Origin of the sequence: Kitasatospora sp. NPDC087861, assembly GCF_044742585.1 — a bacterium.
In the GTDB taxonomy this organism is placed as follows: domain Bacteria; phylum Actinomycetota; class Actinomycetes; order Streptomycetales; family Streptomycetaceae; genus Kitasatospora.
The window spans coordinates 80,063-98,647 of the sequence record NZ_JBIUUS010000006.1 but is presented as its reverse complement, the minus strand read 5'-3'; the positions used below and the strand labels follow the sequence as shown (position 1 = coordinate 98,647).

Below are 18,585 nucleotides of genomic sequence, written 5' to 3'. Positions count from 1 at the left end.
CTTGGTTCTGTCAGCTATGGAGGTCGTCCGTGAGCACCGAGCGCGAGGTTGGGCCCACCGGGCCGCAGGGGGAGCAGCCCTCGGGCGGCCAGGCGGCGGCTGTTCCCGCTTCCGACGGCTCCGCCTCGGGCGGGCACCAGCCGACGATGGCCTTCGGCAGGGTTCCCGAGCCGGGAGCGGCCCCGTCGCAGGCGCCCGCCCCGGCCGAGGCCGAGGCGGCGTCGGCGGACGGCGGGCACCAGCCGACCATGGCGTTCAGCCGGGTCCCCGAGCCCGAGGCGGCGCCGGCCGGCGACGTACCGGCTGAGGGCGTACCGGCTGAGGCTGTTCCGGCCCAGGGCGGGCACCGGCCCACCGTGGCCTTCGGCAAGGTCCCCGCGCCGGAGGCGGTCCCGCAGGCCACCCCCGCCGAGGCACCCGCCGTCCCCGTCGACCCCGCCACCGGCTACATCGACGCGCCGCCGCCAGCCCTGCCGCCCGCCCCGCCGGCCGCGCCCGTGGCGCCCGCCGCGCCCGCCGCCGAGAGCCCGGCCCTGCCGCCGGTCGCCAACCCGTACGCCACCCCGGCCCACGGCGTCCCCGCCGCCGGCGCGCAGGACCCGTACGGCGCCCCGGCCGAGCCCGCACCGCACGACCCGTACGGCACCCCCGCCGCGCACCCCGCGCCCGCGCACCACCCGTTCGGCGCCGGCCAGCCGCTCGGCGGCTGGGGCGCCGCCCACGACGCCGCCGGCGGCGGCCCGGGCTATCCCGGCGGCCCGGCCGGTCCGCTCGGCTACCCGGCCGACTACCCCGGCGGCCCCGGCGGCCCCGGCGGCCCGCGCAAGAAGCGCGGCGGCCTGGTCGCCCTGATCGCCGCCGTCGCGCTGGTCGCCGGTGTGGCCGGCGGTGCGCTCGGCGTGGCCGTCGCGGACCGCAACGACAGCAGCACCAGTGCCGACGACCACCGCAGCACCACCGTCCAGGCCAGCAACACCCAGAAGAACGAGCCCGCCCCCGGCTCGATCGCCGGCATCGCGCAGAAGGCGCTGCCCAGCGTCGTCACCATCAAGGCGCAGGGCAACGGCGAGTCGGGCACCGGCACCGGCTTCGTCTTCGACACCGAGGGCCACATCCTCACCAACAACCACGTGGTCGCGCCGACCCTCAACGGCGGCAAACTGACCGTCAAGTTCGCCGACGGGACGTCCTACAACGCCTCGGTGCTGGGCCACGCCGAGGGCTACGACGTCGCCGTGGTCAAGATCGACAACCCGCCGAAGAGCAAGCTGGCCCCGCTTCCGCTGGCCGACTCCGACAAGGTCAACGTCGGCGACGCCACCGTCGCGATCGGCGCGCCGTACGGCCTGGAGTCCACCGTCACCAGCGGCATCGTCAGCGCCAAGGACCGTCCGGTTGCCTCCGGCGACGACACCGGTGGCCAGTCCTCGTACATGAACGCCCTGCAGACCGACGCCTCGATCAACCCCGGCAACTCCGGCGGCCCGCTGCTCGACTCCGGCGGCGCGGTGATCGGCATCAACTCGGCGATCCAGTCCAACGCCTCCGCCAACGGCCGGGCCGGCAGCATCGGCCTCGGCTTCGCCATCCCGATCAACCAGGCCAAGTGGGTCGCCGACACCCTGATCAAGACCGGCAAGCCGGTCTACGCCAAGCTCGACGTGCTGCGCAACGACGACTACAAGGGCGATGGCGCGCAGATCCAGACCCGCGACATCCAGGGCCAGCCGGCCGTCACCCCCGGCGGCGCCGCCGACAAGGCCGGCCTCAAGCCGGGCGACGTCATCACCAAGCTCGGCGGTGTGCCGATCGACAACGGCCCCGCCCTGGTCAGCCGGATCTGGACGCACAAGCCCGGCGAGATCGTCGACGTCGAGTACACCCGCAACGGTCAGCAGTTCACCACCAAGGTCACCCTCGGCCAGCGGGACGGCGACAACGGCTGATCCCCACCCGCGCGAAACGGTGTGCACCGAACCCCGCCGAACCCGTTAGGCTGGCCCCCGCCTGGAGAGCTGCCCGAGCGGCCTAAGGGAACAGTCTTGAAAACTGTCGTGGCGTGACCCGTCACCGTGGGTTCGAATCCCACGCTCTCCGCTGGTAGGGGAACCACCTGCTCAGGGCGGGTGCCGACATCGAGTCGGTACCCGCCCTCGGTGTTTGCGGCGGGCGGGGTTGACCCTGACACGGCGGCAGGGGGTGGAGTGGGGGCACCATGTTGAACATCGGAGACTTCGCCAGCCACGGCCGGGTGTCGGTGCGGATGCTGCGCCACTACGACGCGATCGGGCTGCTGCGGCCCGCCCGGGTGGACCCGGTCAGTGGGTACCGCTCCTACGAGGCGGCCCAACTCGCCCGGCTCAACCGGGTGATCGCGCTCAAGGAGCTCGGCTTCACGCTGCACCAGGTGCGGGCCGTGCTGGACGAGCAGGTGGACGCGGCCGAACTGCGCGGGATGCTGCGGCTGCGGCGGGCCCAACTCGCCGAGGCGATCGCGGCGGACGAGCAGCGGCTGGCCCGGGTGGAGGCGAGGCTCCGGACGATCGAGAGCGAGGGGACCATGTCCGCACACGATGTCGTGGTGAAGCGGGTGCCGTCCGTCCGGGTGGCCGAACTGACCGGGGTGGCCGCGAGTTACCAGCCCGAGGACATCGGGCCGGTGATCGGCCCGCTGTTCGCGCAGCTGTGCGGGCGGCTGGCCGAGGCCGGGATCGCCGAGACCGGCCCGTCCGTCGCCCGGTACGAGGAGGTGCCGGAGGGCGACGGCACGGTGCTGATCCGGGTGGCCGTCCCGGTCGGGCCGTCGGTGGAGCCGGGTCGGCACGACTTCGAGGTGCTCGACCTGCCGCCGATCGAGCAGGCGGCGACGATCGTGCACCGCGGCTCGATGGACGAGGCGATGGGGAGCTTCCAGGAGCTGGCCCGCTTCATCGACGCGAACGGCTACCGCTCGGTCGGCTACGCCCGGGAGCTCTACCTGGAGTGCCCGGACGACCCGGCGGGGTGGGTCACCGAGTTCCAGGAGCCGGTGGTCCGCCGGTAGTGCTGCCGACGCTGCTCCGCGCGCTCGCCACCGGCCTCGCCGGCCTGGTGGCCCCGGTCGCCCCTGCGCTGCGCCGGGCCTGACCGGGGGTGCCGGGGCCGCCGCCCCGCCCGCCGGGGCCCACTTGCCCGGCCCCCGGCGGGCGGGCAGAGTGCGGTGGAGGCGGCGGGCGGCGAGTGGAGGCGGCGATGAGTGACCTGACGGACCGACTGGCGCAGGGTCTTCCGGCCGGGTCGGTGGTGGTGGATCCGGATGTGACCGAGGCCTACCGTCATGACATGGCCGGGTTCTGCGCGGCCGGTACGCCCGCGGTGGTGGTGTTCCCGGAGACGGTCGAGCAGGTGCAGCACGTGCTGCGCACTGCCACCGGACTGCGGGTGCCGGTGGTGCCGCAGGGTGCGCGGACCGGGCTGTCGGGGGCGGCGAACGCCGTGGACGGCTGCATCGTGCTGTCGACGGTGAAGCTGAACCGGATCCTGGAGCTCGACCCGGTGAACCGGATCGCGGTGGTCGAGCCGGGCGTGGTGAATGCCCAACTCTCCCGTGCTGCCGAGGAATTGGGCCTGTCCTACCCGCCGGACCCGTCCAGCTGGGAGTCCTGCACGATCGGCGGCAACATCGGCACCGGCGCGGGCGGGGTGTGCTGCGTGAAGTACGGCGTCACCAGCGAGTACGTGCTCGGCTTGGACGTGGTGCTGGCGGACGGACGGCTGCTGTCCACCGGCCGCCGGACGGCCAAGGGCGTGGCCGGGTACGACCTGACCCGGCTGCTGGTCGGCTCGGAGGGCACGCTCGGCGTGGTGGTCCGGGCGGTGCTCGCGCTGCGGCCCGCGCCGGCGCCGCAGTTGGCGCTGGCGGCGGAGTTCCCGAGCGCGGACGCGGCCGGTGCGGCCGTCTGCGAGGTGATGGCGCACGGCCTGACCCCGTCGCTGATGGAGCTGATGGACGCGGTCAGCGTGCGGGCGGTCAACGAGCTGGGGCGGATGGGGCTGCCCGAGTCGACCCAGGCGCTGCTGCTGGTGGCCTTCGACGGGCCGGACCGGGAGGCCGAACTGGCGCGGGTGGCTGAGCTCTGCCGGGCCGCCGGGGCGACCGAGGTGGTGCCCGCCGAGGACGAGGCCGAATCGGCGCTGCTGCTGGAGGCCCGGCGGCTGGCGCTGCCCGCGCTGGACCGGCTGGGCACCACGATGATCGACGACGTGGCGGTGCCGCGCTCCCGGCTGGCAGAGATGCTGAACGGTGTGGCCGTGATCGCCGAGCGGCACGCGCTGACCATCGGGGTGGTCAGCCACGCCGGGGACGGCAACACCCATCCGATCGTGATCTTCGACGGCTCGGACGAGGAGCAGGCGGCGCGGGCGCAGCGCTCCTTCGACGAGATCATGGCGCTGGGGCTGGAGCTGGGCGGCACGATCACCGGGGAGCACGGGGTGGGGCTGCTCAAGCGGGACTGGCTGGCGCGCGAGCTGGGGCCGGTGGCGTTGGACCTGCAGCGGCAGTTGAAGGCGGTCTTCGACCCGCTGGGAATTCTGAACCCGGGCAAGATGGTCTGATTTTCATCCGACCGCACGGAGCTTTTCGGGCCCTTTCGTCGACGTTTTAGGTATGACTTTCCGATGGTCTACGCATGGCTGGAAATGTCGACATGGAAGGGCAATCAAACTTTCTGGGGGAGCGCGTCCGTCCGCACTCTGCGCTGGGTGGTGCGCCTGGTGGTTCGTGCAGCGCCGAAGCGCCGCATCCCGAGGAGTGTCCGGACGGTCGCCGTTCGGGCAAAATACCAGCTCATCGGCGGTGGATCGGTGTGCTCTCCGTTTTTGGGTCCGATATGCGCAGCCCTGGTGGATATCACGCAAACGGGCGAAAAATGATCCACGAGCTAGTGCTTTGTCGATTTGTTGCGGAAGTCTGTCTCTCGGCGTCGCAGCCCGCAGGTGTTCGTCTGGCCGGCGAACTCCCGCACACCATGCTCGACATTGCACGATTTACAGCTTTTTGGAGGCTCTGATGGCTCGCATCCACACCCGTCGGGTGGCCGGACTCCTGCTCGCCGCCCCGCTCGCGGCCGGCCTGCTGCTGGCCGGTGCCGGCGCGGCGGCCGCCGACAACGGCGCGGGCGCCGGGGCCGGCTCCAACGCCGGCGTGGTGTCCAACGTCGGCACGGGCAACGTCTTCGGCTCGGTCGACGGGAACTACATCTCCACCCAGCAGACCGCCACCGGCGCCGGTGCCTCCAACCAGAACAACACCCTCGCGGTGAAGGACAACTCGGGCACCATCCTGGCCGGGCAGTCCAACAAGAACATCAACGTCGTGTTCGCTCCGATCTTCAGCTGATCCGATCGGGCACCACCGACGGCGGGGGCGCCGGAGGTGGGTGACCGCGGGTGAGCTGAGCGTTCGCGGAGGGGCTCGAACCAGTCTCCGGGCGGGATTCCCGTCCGGGCGCGGATCAGAAAAGCGCATGACCGGCCAGCGGAAAGGGTCGCCGCGAAACCGGCCTCGTGGGCGGTGCCGCCATCGGCACCGCCCACGAGTGCGTCCGGAGCCGGACGCGAGGGTCCGCCCGCAACGGCCCCTGGGCGGCGCCCCGCCCGTCGTGGCCCTTGGGCGGCGCCCCGCCCGCAACGGCCCTTGGTGCCGGCCGTCCGCGCCCGCCCTCCGACGCCCGCCCGGGCGGGCCGAACGCGTCCATCGAGGGCCCGCGCCCGGAGCCGTCGGCCCTCGGCGGTACGGTTGCGCTCCGACAGCGCACCACGTGCCCGGGCCCGGGAAGAACGGCCCGGCCGGGGCGGCGACCGCGGCAACCGGAGGAGAGGGCGCGCGATGGCGGCGGAGGAGGAGGGCCTGACCGGCCCGGACGAGGCCTGGCCTGCACCGGAGCCGGATCCGCGATCGGGATCGGGGTCGGACGTACGCCCGGGGCCCGAGCACCGGCCCGAGCCGAGGTCCGTGCCCGAGCTGCTGCTCGGCCGCCCGCCGATGGCCCGCCCGCTGCCGTCCTTCGACGCCGAGGCCGCCCCCGCCGAGCCCGGCCCGCTGTTCGTGGACTGGCTCGCCACCGCGCTGGCCGCCGGGGTGCTGGACCCGCAGGCGTTCACCCTCTCCACCGTCGACGCGGACGGCATGCCGGACGCCCGGGTGCTGGTGCTGCGCGACGTCGACGCGGCCGGCACCGGCTGGAACTTCTCCGCCGCCGCCGACAGCCCCAAGGGCCGCCAGCTCGCCGACCACCCGGCCGCCGCGCTGAGCGTCTACTGGCCGCAGCTGGGCCGTCAGGTGCGGGTCCGCGGCACCGTCGAGCGGGCCGCCGACCTGGTCGCCGCCGCCGAGTTCGCCACCCGCTCGCCGGCCGCCCGGGTCGGCGCACTGGTCGGGCGGCAGAGCGAGCCGATGAGCTCGCTCGCCGAGTACGACGAGGCCGTCGCCGTCGCCCGCCGCCGGCTGGAGGCCACCCCGGACGCGGTCGCGGCCGGGCACGCGGTCTACACCCTGTGGGCGCACGAGGTGGAGTACTGGCAGGGCGACGCGCAGCGCCGGCACGTCCGGCTGCGCTACACCCGCACCGGCCCGGTACGCACCCCGGAATGGTCGCGCACCCTGCTCTGGCCGTAACGACCGCCCGACCGCGCCGGGTGGCCGCCCGACCGCGCGGGCCCCTACCGCCGCCCGGTCAGCGTGGCGCCCACACTGGCCGCCACCACGCAGCCGATCCCGGCCAGCTGCGGCACGCCCAGCAGCTGGCCGAGCACCACCAGGCCGACCAGCGCACTGACCGCCGGCTCCAGGCTGACCAGCACGCTGAAGACCCGCTGCGGCATCCGCCGCAGCGCGGTCATCTCCAGCGCGTACGGGATCACCGGCAGCAGCAGCGACACCCCGGCGACCGCGGCCAGCAGCGCCACCGGCGAGGCGCCGGGCGCGGTCAGCCCGTCCCAGGCCTGGCCGAGCCCGAACGGCGCCAGGGTCAGCGCGCCGACCGTCATCGACACCGCCAGCCCCTGGAAGCCCTGGAAGGCGGCGCCGACCTTGTCGGTGAACAGGATGTACGCGGCGTAGCAGGCGGCCGCCCCGAAGGCGTACAGCAGGCCGACCGGGTCGAGCCCGCCCCCGTCGCCGCCCTCGCCGAGCAGGGTCAGCAGGACGACGCCGGCGGCGGCGAGCAGCGCCCAGAGCAGGTGGCTGGCGCGCCGGGCGAAGACCAGGGCGACCGCGAGCGGGCCGAGGAACTCGATGGTCGCGGCGGTGCCCATCGGCAGCCGGTCGATCGCCCCGGCGAACAGGAAGGTCATCCCGGCCGAGGCCATGCCGAGCAGGGCGGCCGCGGCGAGGTCGCGCGGGCGCTTGTCGCGCAGCCGGGGCCGGGTGACGGCGAGCAGGATGACCGCCGCGAAGCCCAGCCGCAGGAAGGTGGTGCCGCTGACCCCGAGCGGGCCGAAGAGCGGCTTGGACAGGGCGATCCCGGTCTGCACCAGGAACATCGCGGTCAGACAGAGAAGCGGCGCCGGGATCTGCTCCGGGCGCCGCAGGACCTTCGGGAACCGGCCGGTGGGCCGGCCGGGGTGCGCGTCGGGCGGTGCCGTGGAGCCGGGTGCCCCGCCTCGTCGCCAGCTGCCCCGCTCGCCGGCGGGCTCGCCCTTGGGGGCGGGCGGCATGGCAAGTGCCTCGGCGACGGCGGCGGCCGGCGTCGGGGCGGCGGTTTCGCTGGGATGGGAGGTGGGCATATGGGCGAGTTTGCCGTAAGGAGTGACAAACGGGCAAGCTCGTTACAACTATCGGGACGGATGCGGACGGGTGCGCCCGAAAGGGTGGGCTCGCCCGGAGCGTGCGGCGTGGTTGCGGTGTTCGTCCGATGGTCCGTCAGTAGCAAGGGCGGGTGCGCTATCTCCGCCCCGCGGCCCTGCTCGCCGCCTCCCTCGTGCTCCTGCTGGCCACCGACGGGACGGGCGTGAGCGTCGATGCCGACCCGGCCGCCGCCGCCCTCCCCCGCATCCGGGCCCTCACCCTGCCCGACCGGGCCGGCCCGCCCAAGATCCGCGACGGCTTCACCGGCCCCGCCTTCGACGCCTGCTCCGCGCCGCCCCTCGACACCCTGCGGGCCTGGCACGGCGCCTCCCCGTACGGCGCGCTCGGCGTCTACGTCAGCGGCGCCCAGCGTGCCTGCGGACAGTCCCAGCTCACCGCCGAGTGGGTGCATCAGGCCCGCGCCCTGGGCTGGCGGTTCCTGCCGGTGCACGTCGGGCTCCAGGCCCCGTGCAGCGAACTCAGCCGCAAACCACGCCGGATCGATCCCGCCCACGCCGTGCAGCAGGGCCGGGACGAGGCCACCGAAGCCGTCCACGCGCTGCGCTCGCTCGGACTCGATCAGGGCAGCCCGGTCTACCTCGACATCGAGGCGTACCCGATGCGCGACCCGGCCTGCGGCCAGGCCGTGGTCGACTTCGCCGTCAGCTGGACCCAGACCCTGCACACCGCCGGTTACGGCTCCGGCTTCTACTCCAGCCTCGACTCCGGCATCGCCGACCTGGCCGCCGCCGCCCGGGCCGGCAGCTCCCCGCTGCCCGACGCCCTCTGGTACGCCCGCTGGGACGACCACGCCGACACCGCCGGCTCCGGCGCGCTCAGCCCCGACCTCTGGGGCTCCCACCAGCGCGTCCACCAGTACCGCGGCAATGTGGAGGAGACCTACGGCGGCGCCACCCTCACCATCGACCGCAACCACGTCGACGGCCCGACGGCCGACTGACGCACCACGTGGGAGGAGGGCCCGGGGCGGGGCCGTGATCCGTTCAACGGGGTCGGGATGCTGACAGCGGACGGGCGGAGCGGGACAATCGGGCACGTCCGCGCGCATTACCGCCGGGTAGGTGCCGCAGGCGCAGCCGCCAGTGCCGCCAGGTCAAGGAGGACCCGTGTTCAGCACGATGCAGGACGTTCCGCTCACCGTCGCCCGGATTCTGGAGCACGGGTCCACCGTCCACGGCCGGTCCACCGTCACCACCTGGGACGGCACCGGGCCGGTCGTGCGAACGTACGCCGAGGTGGGCGCGCGGGCCGCGCAGCTCGCCCACGCGCTGCGTGACGAGCTGGGGGTGACCGGGGACGACCGGGTCGGGACCTTGATGTGGAACAACTCGGTCCACCTGGAGGCCTACCTCGCCGTCCCCGCGATGGGGTCCGTGCTGCACACGCTCAACCTGCGACTGCCCGCCCACCAGCTGTCGTTCATCGTCAACCACGCCGCCGACCGCGTCGTCATCGTGAACGGCAGCGTGCTCCCGCTGCTCGCCGCCGTCCTGCCGGACCTGGCCCCGACGCTCAAGCACATCGTGGTGAGCGGCCCCGGCGACCGCTCGCTGCTGGCCGGCTTCGCGGGCACCGTGCACGACTACGAGGAGCTGCTCGCCGGCCGGCCCACCGCCTACCCGTGGCGGACCGACATCGACGAGCGCCAGGCGGCCGTGCTCTGCTACACCTCCGGCACCACCGGGGACCCGAAGGGCGTGCTCTACAGCCACCGCTCGGTGTACCTGCACTGCCTGCAGGTCAACACCGGCGACAACTTCGCCTTCACCCCGCGCGACACCGCGCTGCCGGTGGTCCCGATGTTCCACGTGAACGCCTGGGGCATCCCGCACGCCGCCTTCATGTCCGGTGCGAACCTGCTCATGCCGGATCGTTTCCTCCAGCCGAAGCCGATGGCCGAGATGATCGCCGCCGCCCGGCCCACCGTCAGCGCCGCCGTCCCGACCATCTGGAGCGGCCTGCTGGACGAACTCGACGCGGGCGACTACGACACCTCCAGCCTGCGCATGGTGGTCATAGGCGGCAGCGCCTGCCCGCCCTCGCTGATGCAGGGCTTCCAGGAGCGCCACGGCATCCGCGTGCTGCACGCCTGGGGCATGACCGAGACCTCGCCGCTCGGCTCCTTCGCCCAGCCGCCCGGCGGCCTCACCCCGGAGGAGGAGTGGCCGTACCGGGTCACCCAGGGCATCTTCCCGGCCTCCGTCGAGGCCCGGCTGATCGGCCCGGCCGGCGAGCGGATGCCGCACGACGGCGTCGCGGCGGGCGAGTTGGAGGTGCGCGGCCCGTGGATCGCCGGCGCCTACTACGGCGGTGCCGGGCAGGATCCGGTCCGTCCGGACGACAAGTTCTCCGAGGACGGCTGGCTGCGCACCGGCGATGTCGGCACCATCACCGCCGACGGCTACCTGACCCTCACCGACCGGGCCAAGGACGTGATCAAGTCCGGCGGCGAGTGGATCTCCTCGGTCGAGCTGGAGAACCAGCTGATGGCCCACCCCGAGGTGGCCGAGGCCGCCGTGGTCGCCGTCCCGGACGAGAAGTGGGGCGAGCGCCCGCTGGCCACGGTCGTGCTGCGCCCGGGCGCCACGGTCGGGCTGAGGGAGCTGCGGGCGTTCCTGGCCGAGCGGGTCGCCTCCTGGCAGTTGCCGGAGCGCTGGTCGATCGTCGAGTCGGTGCCGAAGACCTCGGTCGGCAAGTTCGACAAGAAGGTGATCCGGGCCGGCTACGCGGCGGACGAGCTGGACGTGACGGTGCTCGGCAAGGAGTAGCCGCCCGGTGGAACACGGAGGGCCGGTCACCCCGCTGGAACGGGGTGACCGGCCCTCGGACGTGCTCAGCCCGCCGCGGCGACGCCCGCCTCACCCATCGCGCCGATCCGCCCGAGCAGGTCGACGATCCGGGACTGGACGTCCGCGCTGGTGGAGCGCTCGGCGAGGAACAGCACCGTCTCGCCGGTGCGCAGCCGGGGCAGTTCGCGCGGGTCGAGGTCCACCGAGGTGTAGACCACCAGCGGGGTGCGGTGCAGCCGGTCGTTGGCGCGCAGCCAGTCCAGCAGACCGACCCGGCGGCGGCGGATCTGGAGCAGGTCCATCACCACCAGGTTGGGCTGCACGCTGCTGGCCCGGGCGACGGCGTCGTTCTCGTCCACCGCGTGCTCGACGTGCATGCCGCGCCGCTCCAGGCTGCTGATCATGGCGGCGGCGATGTCCGGGTCGCCTTCGACCAGCAGGACGCGCGGGGCGTGGTGCTCGCCGTCGCGCGGCGCGAGGGCACGCAGCAGCACGGCCGGGTCGGCGCCGTACGCGGCGTCCCGGGTGGCCTGGCCGAGGCCGGCGGTGACCAGCACCGGGATGCGGCTGTTGAGCGCGGCGGTGCGCAGCGACTGCAGCGCGGTGCGGGTGATCGGGCTGGTCAGCGGGTCGACGAAGAGCGCCGCGGGGAAGCCGCCGGCCTGGGCGTCCACCTCCTCGCGGGAGCGGACGATCACCGGACGGTAGCCGCGTTCCTGGAGGGCCTGCCGGGTGGCCGGGTCGGGCTCGGGCCAGACCAGCAGCCGGCGGGTGCCGCCGTCCTCGCCGGTCGTGCCGGTCGCGACCTGCGGCTGCTCGGTGCCGGCCCGGTCGCCGGTGGCGGGGGGCAGTTCGGCCATCGGGCGCGGGGCGGTCCTGGCCTCGGCCGGGACGGGCGGCTGCGGTGCGACGGCGGGCACCGGCGAGCCGCCGAGCGGGCGCGGCGGGGCGAGTTCGGCGAGGCCGGTGCCGACCGGGCGCGGGCCGGACGGGTCCTCGGCGGCGGGCAGCGCGGGGCGGGCCGACTCCAGCGCGGCGGGGCCGCCGGGGGCGTCCTGGCCGCTCCGGACGGGCTGGGCCGGCTGGGCGTCCGGAGCGGACGGCCCGGCCGGGGCCTCCGGGCCGGGGCCGGGCGGCACGGCCAGACGGCGGCGGCGGCCGGTCGGCGCGGCGGCGGGCTCGGTGGGTGCGGGCGCCGGAGAGGCCGGCAGGGCGTGCTCCAGGCCGGGGTACACCGGGGTGTCGGCGACGCCGGGCAGGGCGAAGCCGCCGGAGGAGTCCTCGGTGGCGGGCAGGGCGCGGCGTCTGCGGGGCTTGGTCTCGCCGTCGGCGGCCGGGGCGCCTTCCGCGGTCGGCGTGCCGCCCGCCGGCGTGCCGCCCGCCGGGGCGCCGCCGGTGCCGGGGCCGAGCGCGAGCGGTTCGCGCCCGCCGGTCCGGTTCGGCTGCGGGCGCTCGCCCCCGACGGGTACGGCGTAGGCCGGGCCGGAGCGGCCGTCGTCCTTGCCCCAGGGGTCGCGCTGCACGCCGTCCGGGCCGGCCAGGCCCTGGCGCCCGTACGCGGGGTCGTTGCCGGTGCCGTTCCACTGTTCGGGGACGGCCCGCTCGATCCGGGCCGGGGCGTTTGGCCACTGGTCGGCGGGGACGGCGGGGGAGGCGGGGGCCGGGGTCTCGGCGGCGGGTCGGCCACGGCGGCCGCGGCGTTCGGCGACGGGCTCCGCGGCGGGGGCGCGCTCCGCCTCCGGGGCCGGGGCTTCACGGCCCGGCTGCTCGCCGCCGTCGGCCTCCGACTCGGCGGCCTCGTCGCTGCTGGGCAGCTGCGGGATGCCCGGCAGGTCGGGCAGGACGGCGCTGTCGCCCTCCTTGGGCCGGTCGGAGCGGCCCTCGGCGGCCGCGCGCTCGGCGGCGGCCTTCGCGGCGGCCGGGTCCAGCGGCAGCTCGACGACGTACGTGGTGCCGGCCTTGCCGGGCAGCTCGTGCGGCTGGAGCACGCCACCGTGGCGCTCGACCACCGCGCGGGCTATCGGCAGGTGGACGGGGCTGCCGCCGAGACCGGGGCCGCGGATCTCGACCCGGGCGACCTCGCCGCGCTGGGCGGCGGCCAGGACGACGGTGGGTGGTTCGCCGGGGGACGGCAGCGCGGCCGGCGCGCCGGGGGCGCTGAGGCCGGGGGAGGGGGCCTTGGGGGCGTCCAGCGCGAGGCCGACGCCGCTGACGTCGGCGACGAGGTGGGCCAGCGCCTGGGCGAGCCGGCGTTCGTCGGCGATCACCTCGACGGCGGCGGCGTGCACCGAGAACCGCACCCGGCCCGGGCCGACCAGTTCGCCGGCCTCCTCGACGGCCCGGCGGACCACCTTGTCCAGGCCGACCGGCACCCGCCGCTCGGTCGGCCGGCGACCGGCCTTGCCGTCCTCGGTGTCCGTGCCGGCCTTGTCGTCCTTACCGTCCGCCGGGGCGGCCTCGCCGGCCTCGGAGCGCTGGTGCGCGAGCACGCCCTCGATCAGCCGGCCGTACCGGCGGCACTCGTCGGCGAGCCGGCGCAGCGTCCAGTTGGCCTCGGGCCACAGCTGCCCGGCCGGGTCGGCGGCGAGCGCGTCCAGCCGCTGGTTCAGCGCGGTCAGCGCACCCCCGAGCTCGCTCTCCAGTACGGCGGTGAGGTGCTCGTTACGGGCGATCAGGGCGAGTTCGCGGCTGCGGTCGGTGAAGGTCATCACCGCGCCGACCAACTGGTCGCCGTCCCGGACCGGGGCGGTGGTGAGGTCGACGGTGACCGGGCGGCCGTCCTTGCGCCACAGCACGGTGCCGCGCACCCGGTGCTTGCGCCCGGAGGTCAGGGTGTCCAGCAGCGCGGACTCCTCCAGCGCCAGCGGGGTGCCGTCGGCCCGGGAGTGCTGGATCAGCGGGTGCAGCTCGCGCCCGCCCAGTTCGCTCGCCCGGTACTCCAGGATGTGCGCGGCGGCCGGGTTGACCAGCACGCAGCGGCCTTCGAGGTCGACGCCGAGCACGCCCTCGGCGGCGGCGCGCAGGATCATCTCGGTCTGCTTGTGCTGGCGGCGCAGCTCGGCCTCGACGCCGAGCCGGCTGGAGAGGTCGCGGACCAGCAGCAGGAGCAGGTCGCTCGGCGAGGACGGGCGGGAGCGCTCGCGGTACGGGTCGTACGGGGCGAGCCCGTAGCCGCGGCCCTCGCCGACGCCGTCGTCGGGGAAGTCGTTGCCGGAGACCTCGACCGGGAAGCTGGTGCCGTCGGTGCGCCGGGCGGTCATCCGGACCGGGCGGTCGGGCTCGTCGCCGTCGCGGGCCGCCGGGCGCATCGAGCCGGGGATCCGGCTGGGGTCGAACTCGGGCAGGAGGTCGAGTACGCCCATGCCGACCAGCGAGGTGCCGGGCGCCTGGAGCGCCTGGACGGCCGCGCTGTTGGCGTCCACGACGGTGCCGTTGCTGTTCACCAGCAACAACGCGTCGGGCAGGGCGTCGAGTATGGCGGCGAGGCGAGCAGCGCCTCGGATCGGCCTGCTGCTCACGTCGACAGGTCTCCTCGGCTCAGGGCAGCTCCTCCGGAGACGGCAGTATCTCATTCTTCTTTGCGGCGGGGACGACCCGCCTAGTAACGTGGGCGGTGGTTGGTGCCGAGCCCCACGGTTGTGGCATCATCTCAGGCACACGGAACGGGTCCGCTCACGCGGGCGTGGTCCATGTGGAGGAGGCTTCGCCTAGTCCGGTCTATGGCGCCGCACTGCTAATGCGGTTTGGGTCTTAAAGCCCATCGAGGGTTCAAATCCCTCAGCCTCCGCCAGTCGGAAAGCCCCGTCGACGGTCCCGTCGGCGGGGCTTTTCCGCATCTCGGGGCCGGTTCCGGGCCGGTGGCCGACCGCGGGCGACCGTGGCCGACCGCGGGCGCCAAGGCGGCTCCAGGGGGTCGGCCGGGGGCCCCGGGGCAATCGATTTCGCCCCGCGTCGCAGGTCATGTAATGTTGTCCCCGCACCGCCCCGCTGGCACTGTTCACCAGGGCGAGCGCTCATAGCTCAACGGATAGAGCACTTGACTACGGATCAAGAGGTTGCAGGTTCGAATCCTGCTGAGCGCACCAAAACCTCCGCAAGATCGGGTTCGCCCGTTCCTTGCGCTCATAGCTCAACGGATAGAGCACTTGACTACGGATCAAGAGGTTGCAGGTTCGAATCCTGCTGAGCGCACCAGCGAGAAGCCCCCGGCCACCGGCCGGGGGCTTCTCCCGTTTCCGGCCCCGGGGCCGTCCGGGTGGTCGGGCCTCCGGCCGGGCGGCGGCCGGGCTCGGCTCGCCGCGCACCCCGCGTGCCGTTCGCACCCCGCGTGCCGCTCGTACCCCGGGTAACCGTTGTAGGACGCCTCGTCCGGTTCGTGCCGGGTTTGCGGGCCTAATGGATGAAATGCATCTGTTTCGGGTACATCCCGTCCTGCCGCTCGGATGACCGCCAATCGGGTGGGACACGGCCAGAAGCGCAGGTGTCGCAGTATGACCGGTTCAGGATCGTGATTCCTTTTTGTCAGATCTTGTACCAAGACTGCCCGGCACCCCGGCAGCCGACTGCGAAGGAGAGCCGGATGAGCCGACAGTTTCCCCGCACGGCCGCCGCCCTGGCCGTCCTCGCGGCCGGGCTGCTGACCGGCTGGAACGCCCCACTCTCGGTGGCCCAGCAATCCCCTGACGCCTGGTCGGGGGAGCACCGGGCGGTCCTGCCCTCCGGCCTCTCCGTCCAGTTCGAATTCGCCGTCTCCCCGGGCGCCGGGGTGACGGCCGAGGCCGGCGAACTGGCCGACCGCGCCGGAGGGGGGCGCGCAGCAGGCCTGTACGCGGACGGAATGCACCCCGGAGACCCTGCGCAGACCTTCAGCGTCACCGAGAAGCGTCCGCAGACGGACGGATCCTGGCGCACCGTCGGAACACTCCGGCTGACATTCTCCCGACCGGTCCGGAATCCCCGGCTGCACCTCAGCGGAATGGCCGCGACCGCGACCGGGAAATCCGGCACCACCAGCACCGCGACCAGGCTCACCGTCACCGGTGGCTCACCCGCCGCCCCCACCCTGGTTAACCGCACCGACTGGCCCGGCTGGACGGTCGACGCCAACACCCTCGCGCCCGCCGGCGCCGACGGCGGCTCCGACGGCGCGGCCGGCTCCGCCGCCGAGGGCACCCTGGAACTCGCCGGGACCCTGCGCACCGCGGTCTTCCGGGTCGAGCAACGCGCCACCGCCCGGGTCGGCAGCACCACCGCGCCGCCCGTCCTGCGCCAGGCCTACACCGTCACCGTCGACGAGGACCTCGGCACCGCCCCGCAGGGCTACGGCAACACCTCGCACGTGGTCTCCGACCTGTTCCTCGGCGCCGACGCCGGCAATGCGACCCGGCGGGCCCGGTCCAGGCCCGCCGCCGCCCCGGGCTCGGCCGGCCAGGACGGTGAGCCGCTGGTCCAACTCGACCACGGGGCCGGTCGGCGCAGCGTCTTCGCCAGCCCGCTGCCGCCCGAGCTCCAGCCCGGCCGCGGCGAGTACCAGGGCGCCGACCCGTCGATCAGCTTCCCGACCGAGGCCGCGATCGGCCGCTACTACCGGCTCACCGTCCCGGTGGCGGTGGACGACCAGCCCGCGACCCTGGCCGGCTGGGTCGACTTCGACCACAACGGGCGCTTCGACCCCGCCGAGCGGGTGCAGACCGAGGTCCCGGCCGGCGCCGACACCGCGACCCTGGAGTGGACCGTCCCGGCCGGTGCCGCCTCGGGCGACACCTGGGCCCGGTTGCGGATCGCCCGGGACGCCGGCCAACTCGTCTCCTCCGGCGGCTTCGCCGACTCCGGGCAGGTCGCCGACCAGCGGATCAAGATGACCGTCGGCGCCGCCCGGCCCGAGATCGCCGAACCCGTCGACGGCGCTGCCCTCGCCGACGCCCGCCCGCGGATCCACGGCGCCGGCGCGGTCGCCGGCGCCTCGGTGGAGATCAGGGACGGCGAAGCCACCGTCTGCCGGGCCCGGGTCGAGCGCGGCGGCGACTGGTCCTGTCGGCCGGATGGCGCGCTCACCGCAGGCCCGCACGCCCTCACCCCGGTCGAGATCACCAGTGGTGGCGTGGTGCTGCGCGGCGAGCCCGTCCGGGTCACCGTGAAGACGGCGCCGCCCGCCCCGCCCGTCCTCACCCTCCCGGAGTACACCAACGACCCGGGGCTGCAGCTCACCGGCACCGGCGAGGCGGGCAGCATCGTCTCGGTCACCGACCAGTCCGCCGAACTGTGCAGCAGCGCCGTCCGGGCGGACGGCCAGTGGTCCTGCCTGCCGGTGGAGAACCTGGTGGACGGGCGCCACCTGCTCACCCCCGTCGCGATCGACGCGGCCGGGAACCGGACGGCCGGGCAGGCGATCGCGCTGGTCGTCGACACCGTTCCGCCGGACAGGCCGGTGCTCGGCGCGCCGGTTGCCGGGGAGACCCTGCGAGTCAGCCGGCCGAAGTTCACCGGGCGGGCCGAGCCGGGCTCGAAGGTGCTGGTCACGGCGCGGGCGGGTGGTTCGGCGGGGGCGGCCTCGGCATCGGCATCGGCCTCGGGCGAGCGGACGGTGTTGTGCGGGGCGACGGCGGCCCTCGACGGAAGCTGGACCTGCACCGCCAACCGGGATCTGACGGACGGTGAGCAGTGGCTCGTCGTCACGGCGACGGACCTGGCGGGGAACGGGGCGGCGGCGGACGCGGTGCCGGTCCACGTCGCGGCGTCGGCGCCGAGCCCGGCGGTGCCGAGCGTGGCGGTGCCGGTGGTGCCGGCGCCGGTGGCGCCGAGCCCGGTGCCAAGCGTGGCGGTGCCAAGCGTGGTGGCGCCAAGCGGCGCGGTGCAGACTCCGGTGGTGCCCAGCTCTACGGCGCCGAGTTCTGGGCTGCCCAGCCCTACGGTGTCGGCACCGGCTGTGTCGAGTCCCGCGGTGCCGAGTCCGGCCGTGTCGAGTCCCGCGGTGCCCAGCCCGGCGGTGTCGAGTCCCGCGGTGCCCAGCCCGGCGGTGTCGGTCCCCGCGGTGCCGAATCCGGGCGTGGCGGTGCCGGTGGTGCCCTCGGCCAGTGTGTCCGCTCCGGTGGCCGCCTCCCCGTCCGGTCCGGCGGCGTCGCCCACGCCCACGCCCACGCCCACGCCCACGCCCACGCCCACGCCCACGCCCACGCCCACGCCCACGCCCACGCCCACGCCCACGCCCACGCCCACGCCTGTGCGTTCGGCGACGGTAGTCGCCTCGCCGAGCCCGGCTGCGGCGGCGGCACCCGATGCGCCGGTGCTCACGGCGGTGCCGGCGGGGCTGCTGCCGATCGTCGTCCCGGCGGTGGCTCCGCCGCAGGCGGCGGTGGCCGTGCCCTCCGCGTCGGTACCCGCTACTCCTGCGACTTCAGCAGCCCCGACCGTTCCCGTTCTCTCCGTCCCAACGACTCCCGGTGCCGTTCCGTCCCCGGGTGCCAGTCCGTCCCGGGCGGCCGTCGGTGTCGCCGCGTCGTCTCCGACCCCGACCCCGACCCCGACCTCGACCTTGACCTCGACCTCCACCCCGGCACCGGCGCCGACGGCTGAACCGGCCGCGTCCGCCGCGGACAACGCCCGGCCGTTGCCGTTGCCGCCGCCGAGTGTGTCGCCCGCGGGTGCCCCTGTGGAGGCCCCGCCCGCGGCGTCCGAACGGGCCGCCGCGAGCGGCTGGCGCGACGGGCTCGCCGGGGGCCTGCTGGTGCTCACCGGGATCGGGCTGATCACCCGTCGGGTGTTCACCTGGGGGCCCGGTGCTCGGCGGCGCTGACCCGCGCCGAACCATCCCGACCATCCGCGCATGTGTCTGCGCGTCAGGTCAGATTCGGACGATACGTCAGTAAATGTCGACACACCTCACCTTAAATGTCGCATTTGATGACGTATGAACTTAGCCTGACTCTGGCACTGCCCGTCAGATCCGGG

11 protein-coding genes and 4 tRNA genes are annotated in these 18,585 nt (G+C 74.6%); 13 read left to right on the top strand and 2 right to left on the bottom strand.

The genetic code is table 11. From position 1 onward, the window contains the following. Window positions 1-29: 29 nt before the first annotated feature. From ACIOJE_RS11395 to ACIOJE_RS11365, 7 genes are all read left to right on the top strand, one after another. Complete coding sequence (locus ACIOJE_RS11395; RefSeq protein WP_400775271.1) at window positions 30-1,946, top strand: trypsin-like peptidase domain-containing protein; 1,917 nt, start codon at window positions 30-32, stop codon at window positions 1,944-1,946. Window positions 1,947-2,009: 63 nt separating this feature from the next. Further along, window positions 2,010-2,097 (top strand) — tRNA-Ser (locus ACIOJE_RS11390). A 118-nt stretch (window positions 2,098-2,215) separates the two neighbouring features. Further along, window positions 2,216-3,043, top strand: coding sequence for a MerR family transcriptional regulator (locus tag ACIOJE_RS11385; RefSeq protein ID WP_280673649.1), 828 nt, complete (start codon window positions 2,216-2,218; stop codon window positions 3,041-3,043). Window positions 3,044-3,231: 188 nt separating this feature from the next. Further along, window positions 3,232-4,596 carry an FAD-binding oxidoreductase gene (locus tag ACIOJE_RS11380; protein WP_400775268.1) on the top strand — a complete coding sequence of 455 codons (1,365 nt, stop codon included), beginning with the start codon at window positions 3,232-3,234 and terminating at the stop codon, window positions 4,594-4,596. A gap of 63 nt (window positions 4,597-4,659) precedes the next feature. Then, window positions 4,660-4,914, top strand: a complete 255-nt coding sequence (locus ACIOJE_RS11375; protein WP_400775265.1) for a hypothetical protein — start codon at window positions 4,660-4,662, stop codon at window positions 4,912-4,914. Between the two features lie 136 nt (window positions 4,915-5,050). Continuing rightward, window positions 5,051-5,380, top strand: coding sequence for a hypothetical protein (locus tag ACIOJE_RS11370; RefSeq protein WP_280673645.1), 330 nt, complete (start codon window positions 5,051-5,053; stop codon window positions 5,378-5,380). A 489-nt stretch (window positions 5,381-5,869) separates the two neighbouring features. Continuing rightward, window positions 5,870-6,658, top strand: a complete 789-nt coding sequence (locus tag ACIOJE_RS11365; RefSeq protein ID WP_280673643.1) for a pyridoxal 5'-phosphate synthase — start codon at window positions 5,870-5,872, stop codon at window positions 6,656-6,658. A gap of 44 nt (window positions 6,659-6,702) precedes the next feature. On the opposite strand, the gene ACIOJE_RS11360 is transcribed toward ACIOJE_RS11365, so the two are convergent. Then, entirely contained in the window at window positions 6,703-7,767 is a 1,065-nt protein-coding gene (locus tag ACIOJE_RS11360; RefSeq protein WP_280673641.1) for a DMT family transporter, read from the bottom strand. 152 nt (window positions 7,768-7,919) lie between these two features. Between ACIOJE_RS11360 and ACIOJE_RS11355 the strand changes: the two genes are divergently transcribed. Then, window positions 7,920-8,789 (top strand): DUF1906 domain-containing protein, encoded by an 870-nt coding sequence (locus ACIOJE_RS11355; RefSeq protein WP_280673639.1) that lies wholly within the window; start codon window positions 7,920-7,922, stop codon window positions 8,787-8,789. A gap of 166 nt (window positions 8,790-8,955) precedes the next feature. Next, entirely contained in the window at window positions 8,956-10,617 is a 1,662-nt protein-coding gene (locus ACIOJE_RS11350; RefSeq protein WP_280673637.1) for a long-chain fatty acid--CoA ligase, read from the top strand. 65 nt (window positions 10,618-10,682) lie between these two features. On the opposite strand, the gene ACIOJE_RS11345 is transcribed toward ACIOJE_RS11350, so the two are convergent. After that, window positions 10,683-14,156 (bottom strand): PAS domain-containing protein, encoded by a 3,474-nt coding sequence (locus ACIOJE_RS11345; RefSeq protein WP_400775260.1) that lies wholly within the window; start codon window positions 14,154-14,156, stop codon window positions 10,683-10,685. A gap of 178 nt (window positions 14,157-14,334) precedes the next feature. Here ACIOJE_RS11345 and ACIOJE_RS11340 point away from each other — a divergent pair. The 4 genes from ACIOJE_RS11340 (at window position 14,335) to ACIOJE_RS11325 (ending at window position 18,430) form a co-directional block, all read left to right on the top strand. Further along, a tRNA-Ser gene (locus ACIOJE_RS11340) sits at window positions 14,335-14,428 on the top strand. A gap of 219 nt (window positions 14,429-14,647) precedes the next feature. Further along, window positions 14,648-14,723: transfer RNA gene (locus ACIOJE_RS11335), tRNA-Arg, on the top strand. A gap of 33 nt (window positions 14,724-14,756) precedes the next feature. Continuing rightward, window positions 14,757-14,832: transfer RNA gene (locus ACIOJE_RS11330), tRNA-Arg, on the top strand. 385 nt (window positions 14,833-15,217) lie between these two features. After that, window positions 15,218-18,430: an Ig-like domain-containing protein gene (locus tag ACIOJE_RS11325; protein ID WP_400775257.1), complete on the top strand. Its 3,213-nt coding sequence runs from the start codon at window positions 15,218-15,220 to the stop codon at window positions 18,428-18,430. Window positions 18,431-18,585: the final 155 nt, after the last annotated feature.

Bases quoted from the DNA above. Each gene is read 5' to 3' on its own strand.
- ACIOJE_RS11385 (WP_280673649.1), top strand. From the start codon at position 2,216: ATGTTGAACATCGGAGACTTCGCCAGCCACGGCCGGGTGTCGGTGCGG.
- ACIOJE_RS11360 (WP_280673641.1), bottom strand. From the start codon at position 7,767: ATGCCCACCTCCCATCCCAGCGAAACCGCCGCCCCGACGCCGGCCGCC.
- ACIOJE_RS11365 (WP_280673643.1), top strand. From the start codon at position 5,870: ATGGCGGCGGAGGAGGAGGGCCTGACCGGCCCGGACGAGGCCTGGCCT.
- ACIOJE_RS11380 (WP_400775268.1), top strand. From the start codon at position 3,232: ATGAGTGACCTGACGGACCGACTGGCGCAGGGTCTTCCGGCCGGGTCG.
- ACIOJE_RS11325 (WP_400775257.1), top strand. From the start codon at position 15,218: ATGAGCCGACAGTTTCCCCGCACGGCCGCCGCCCTGGCCGTCCTCGCG.
- ACIOJE_RS11370 (WP_280673645.1), top strand. From the start codon at position 5,051: ATGGCTCGCATCCACACCCGTCGGGTGGCCGGACTCCTGCTCGCCGCC.
- ACIOJE_RS11375 (WP_400775265.1), top strand. From the start codon at position 4,660: ATGGTCTACGCATGGCTGGAAATGTCGACATGGAAGGGCAATCAAACT.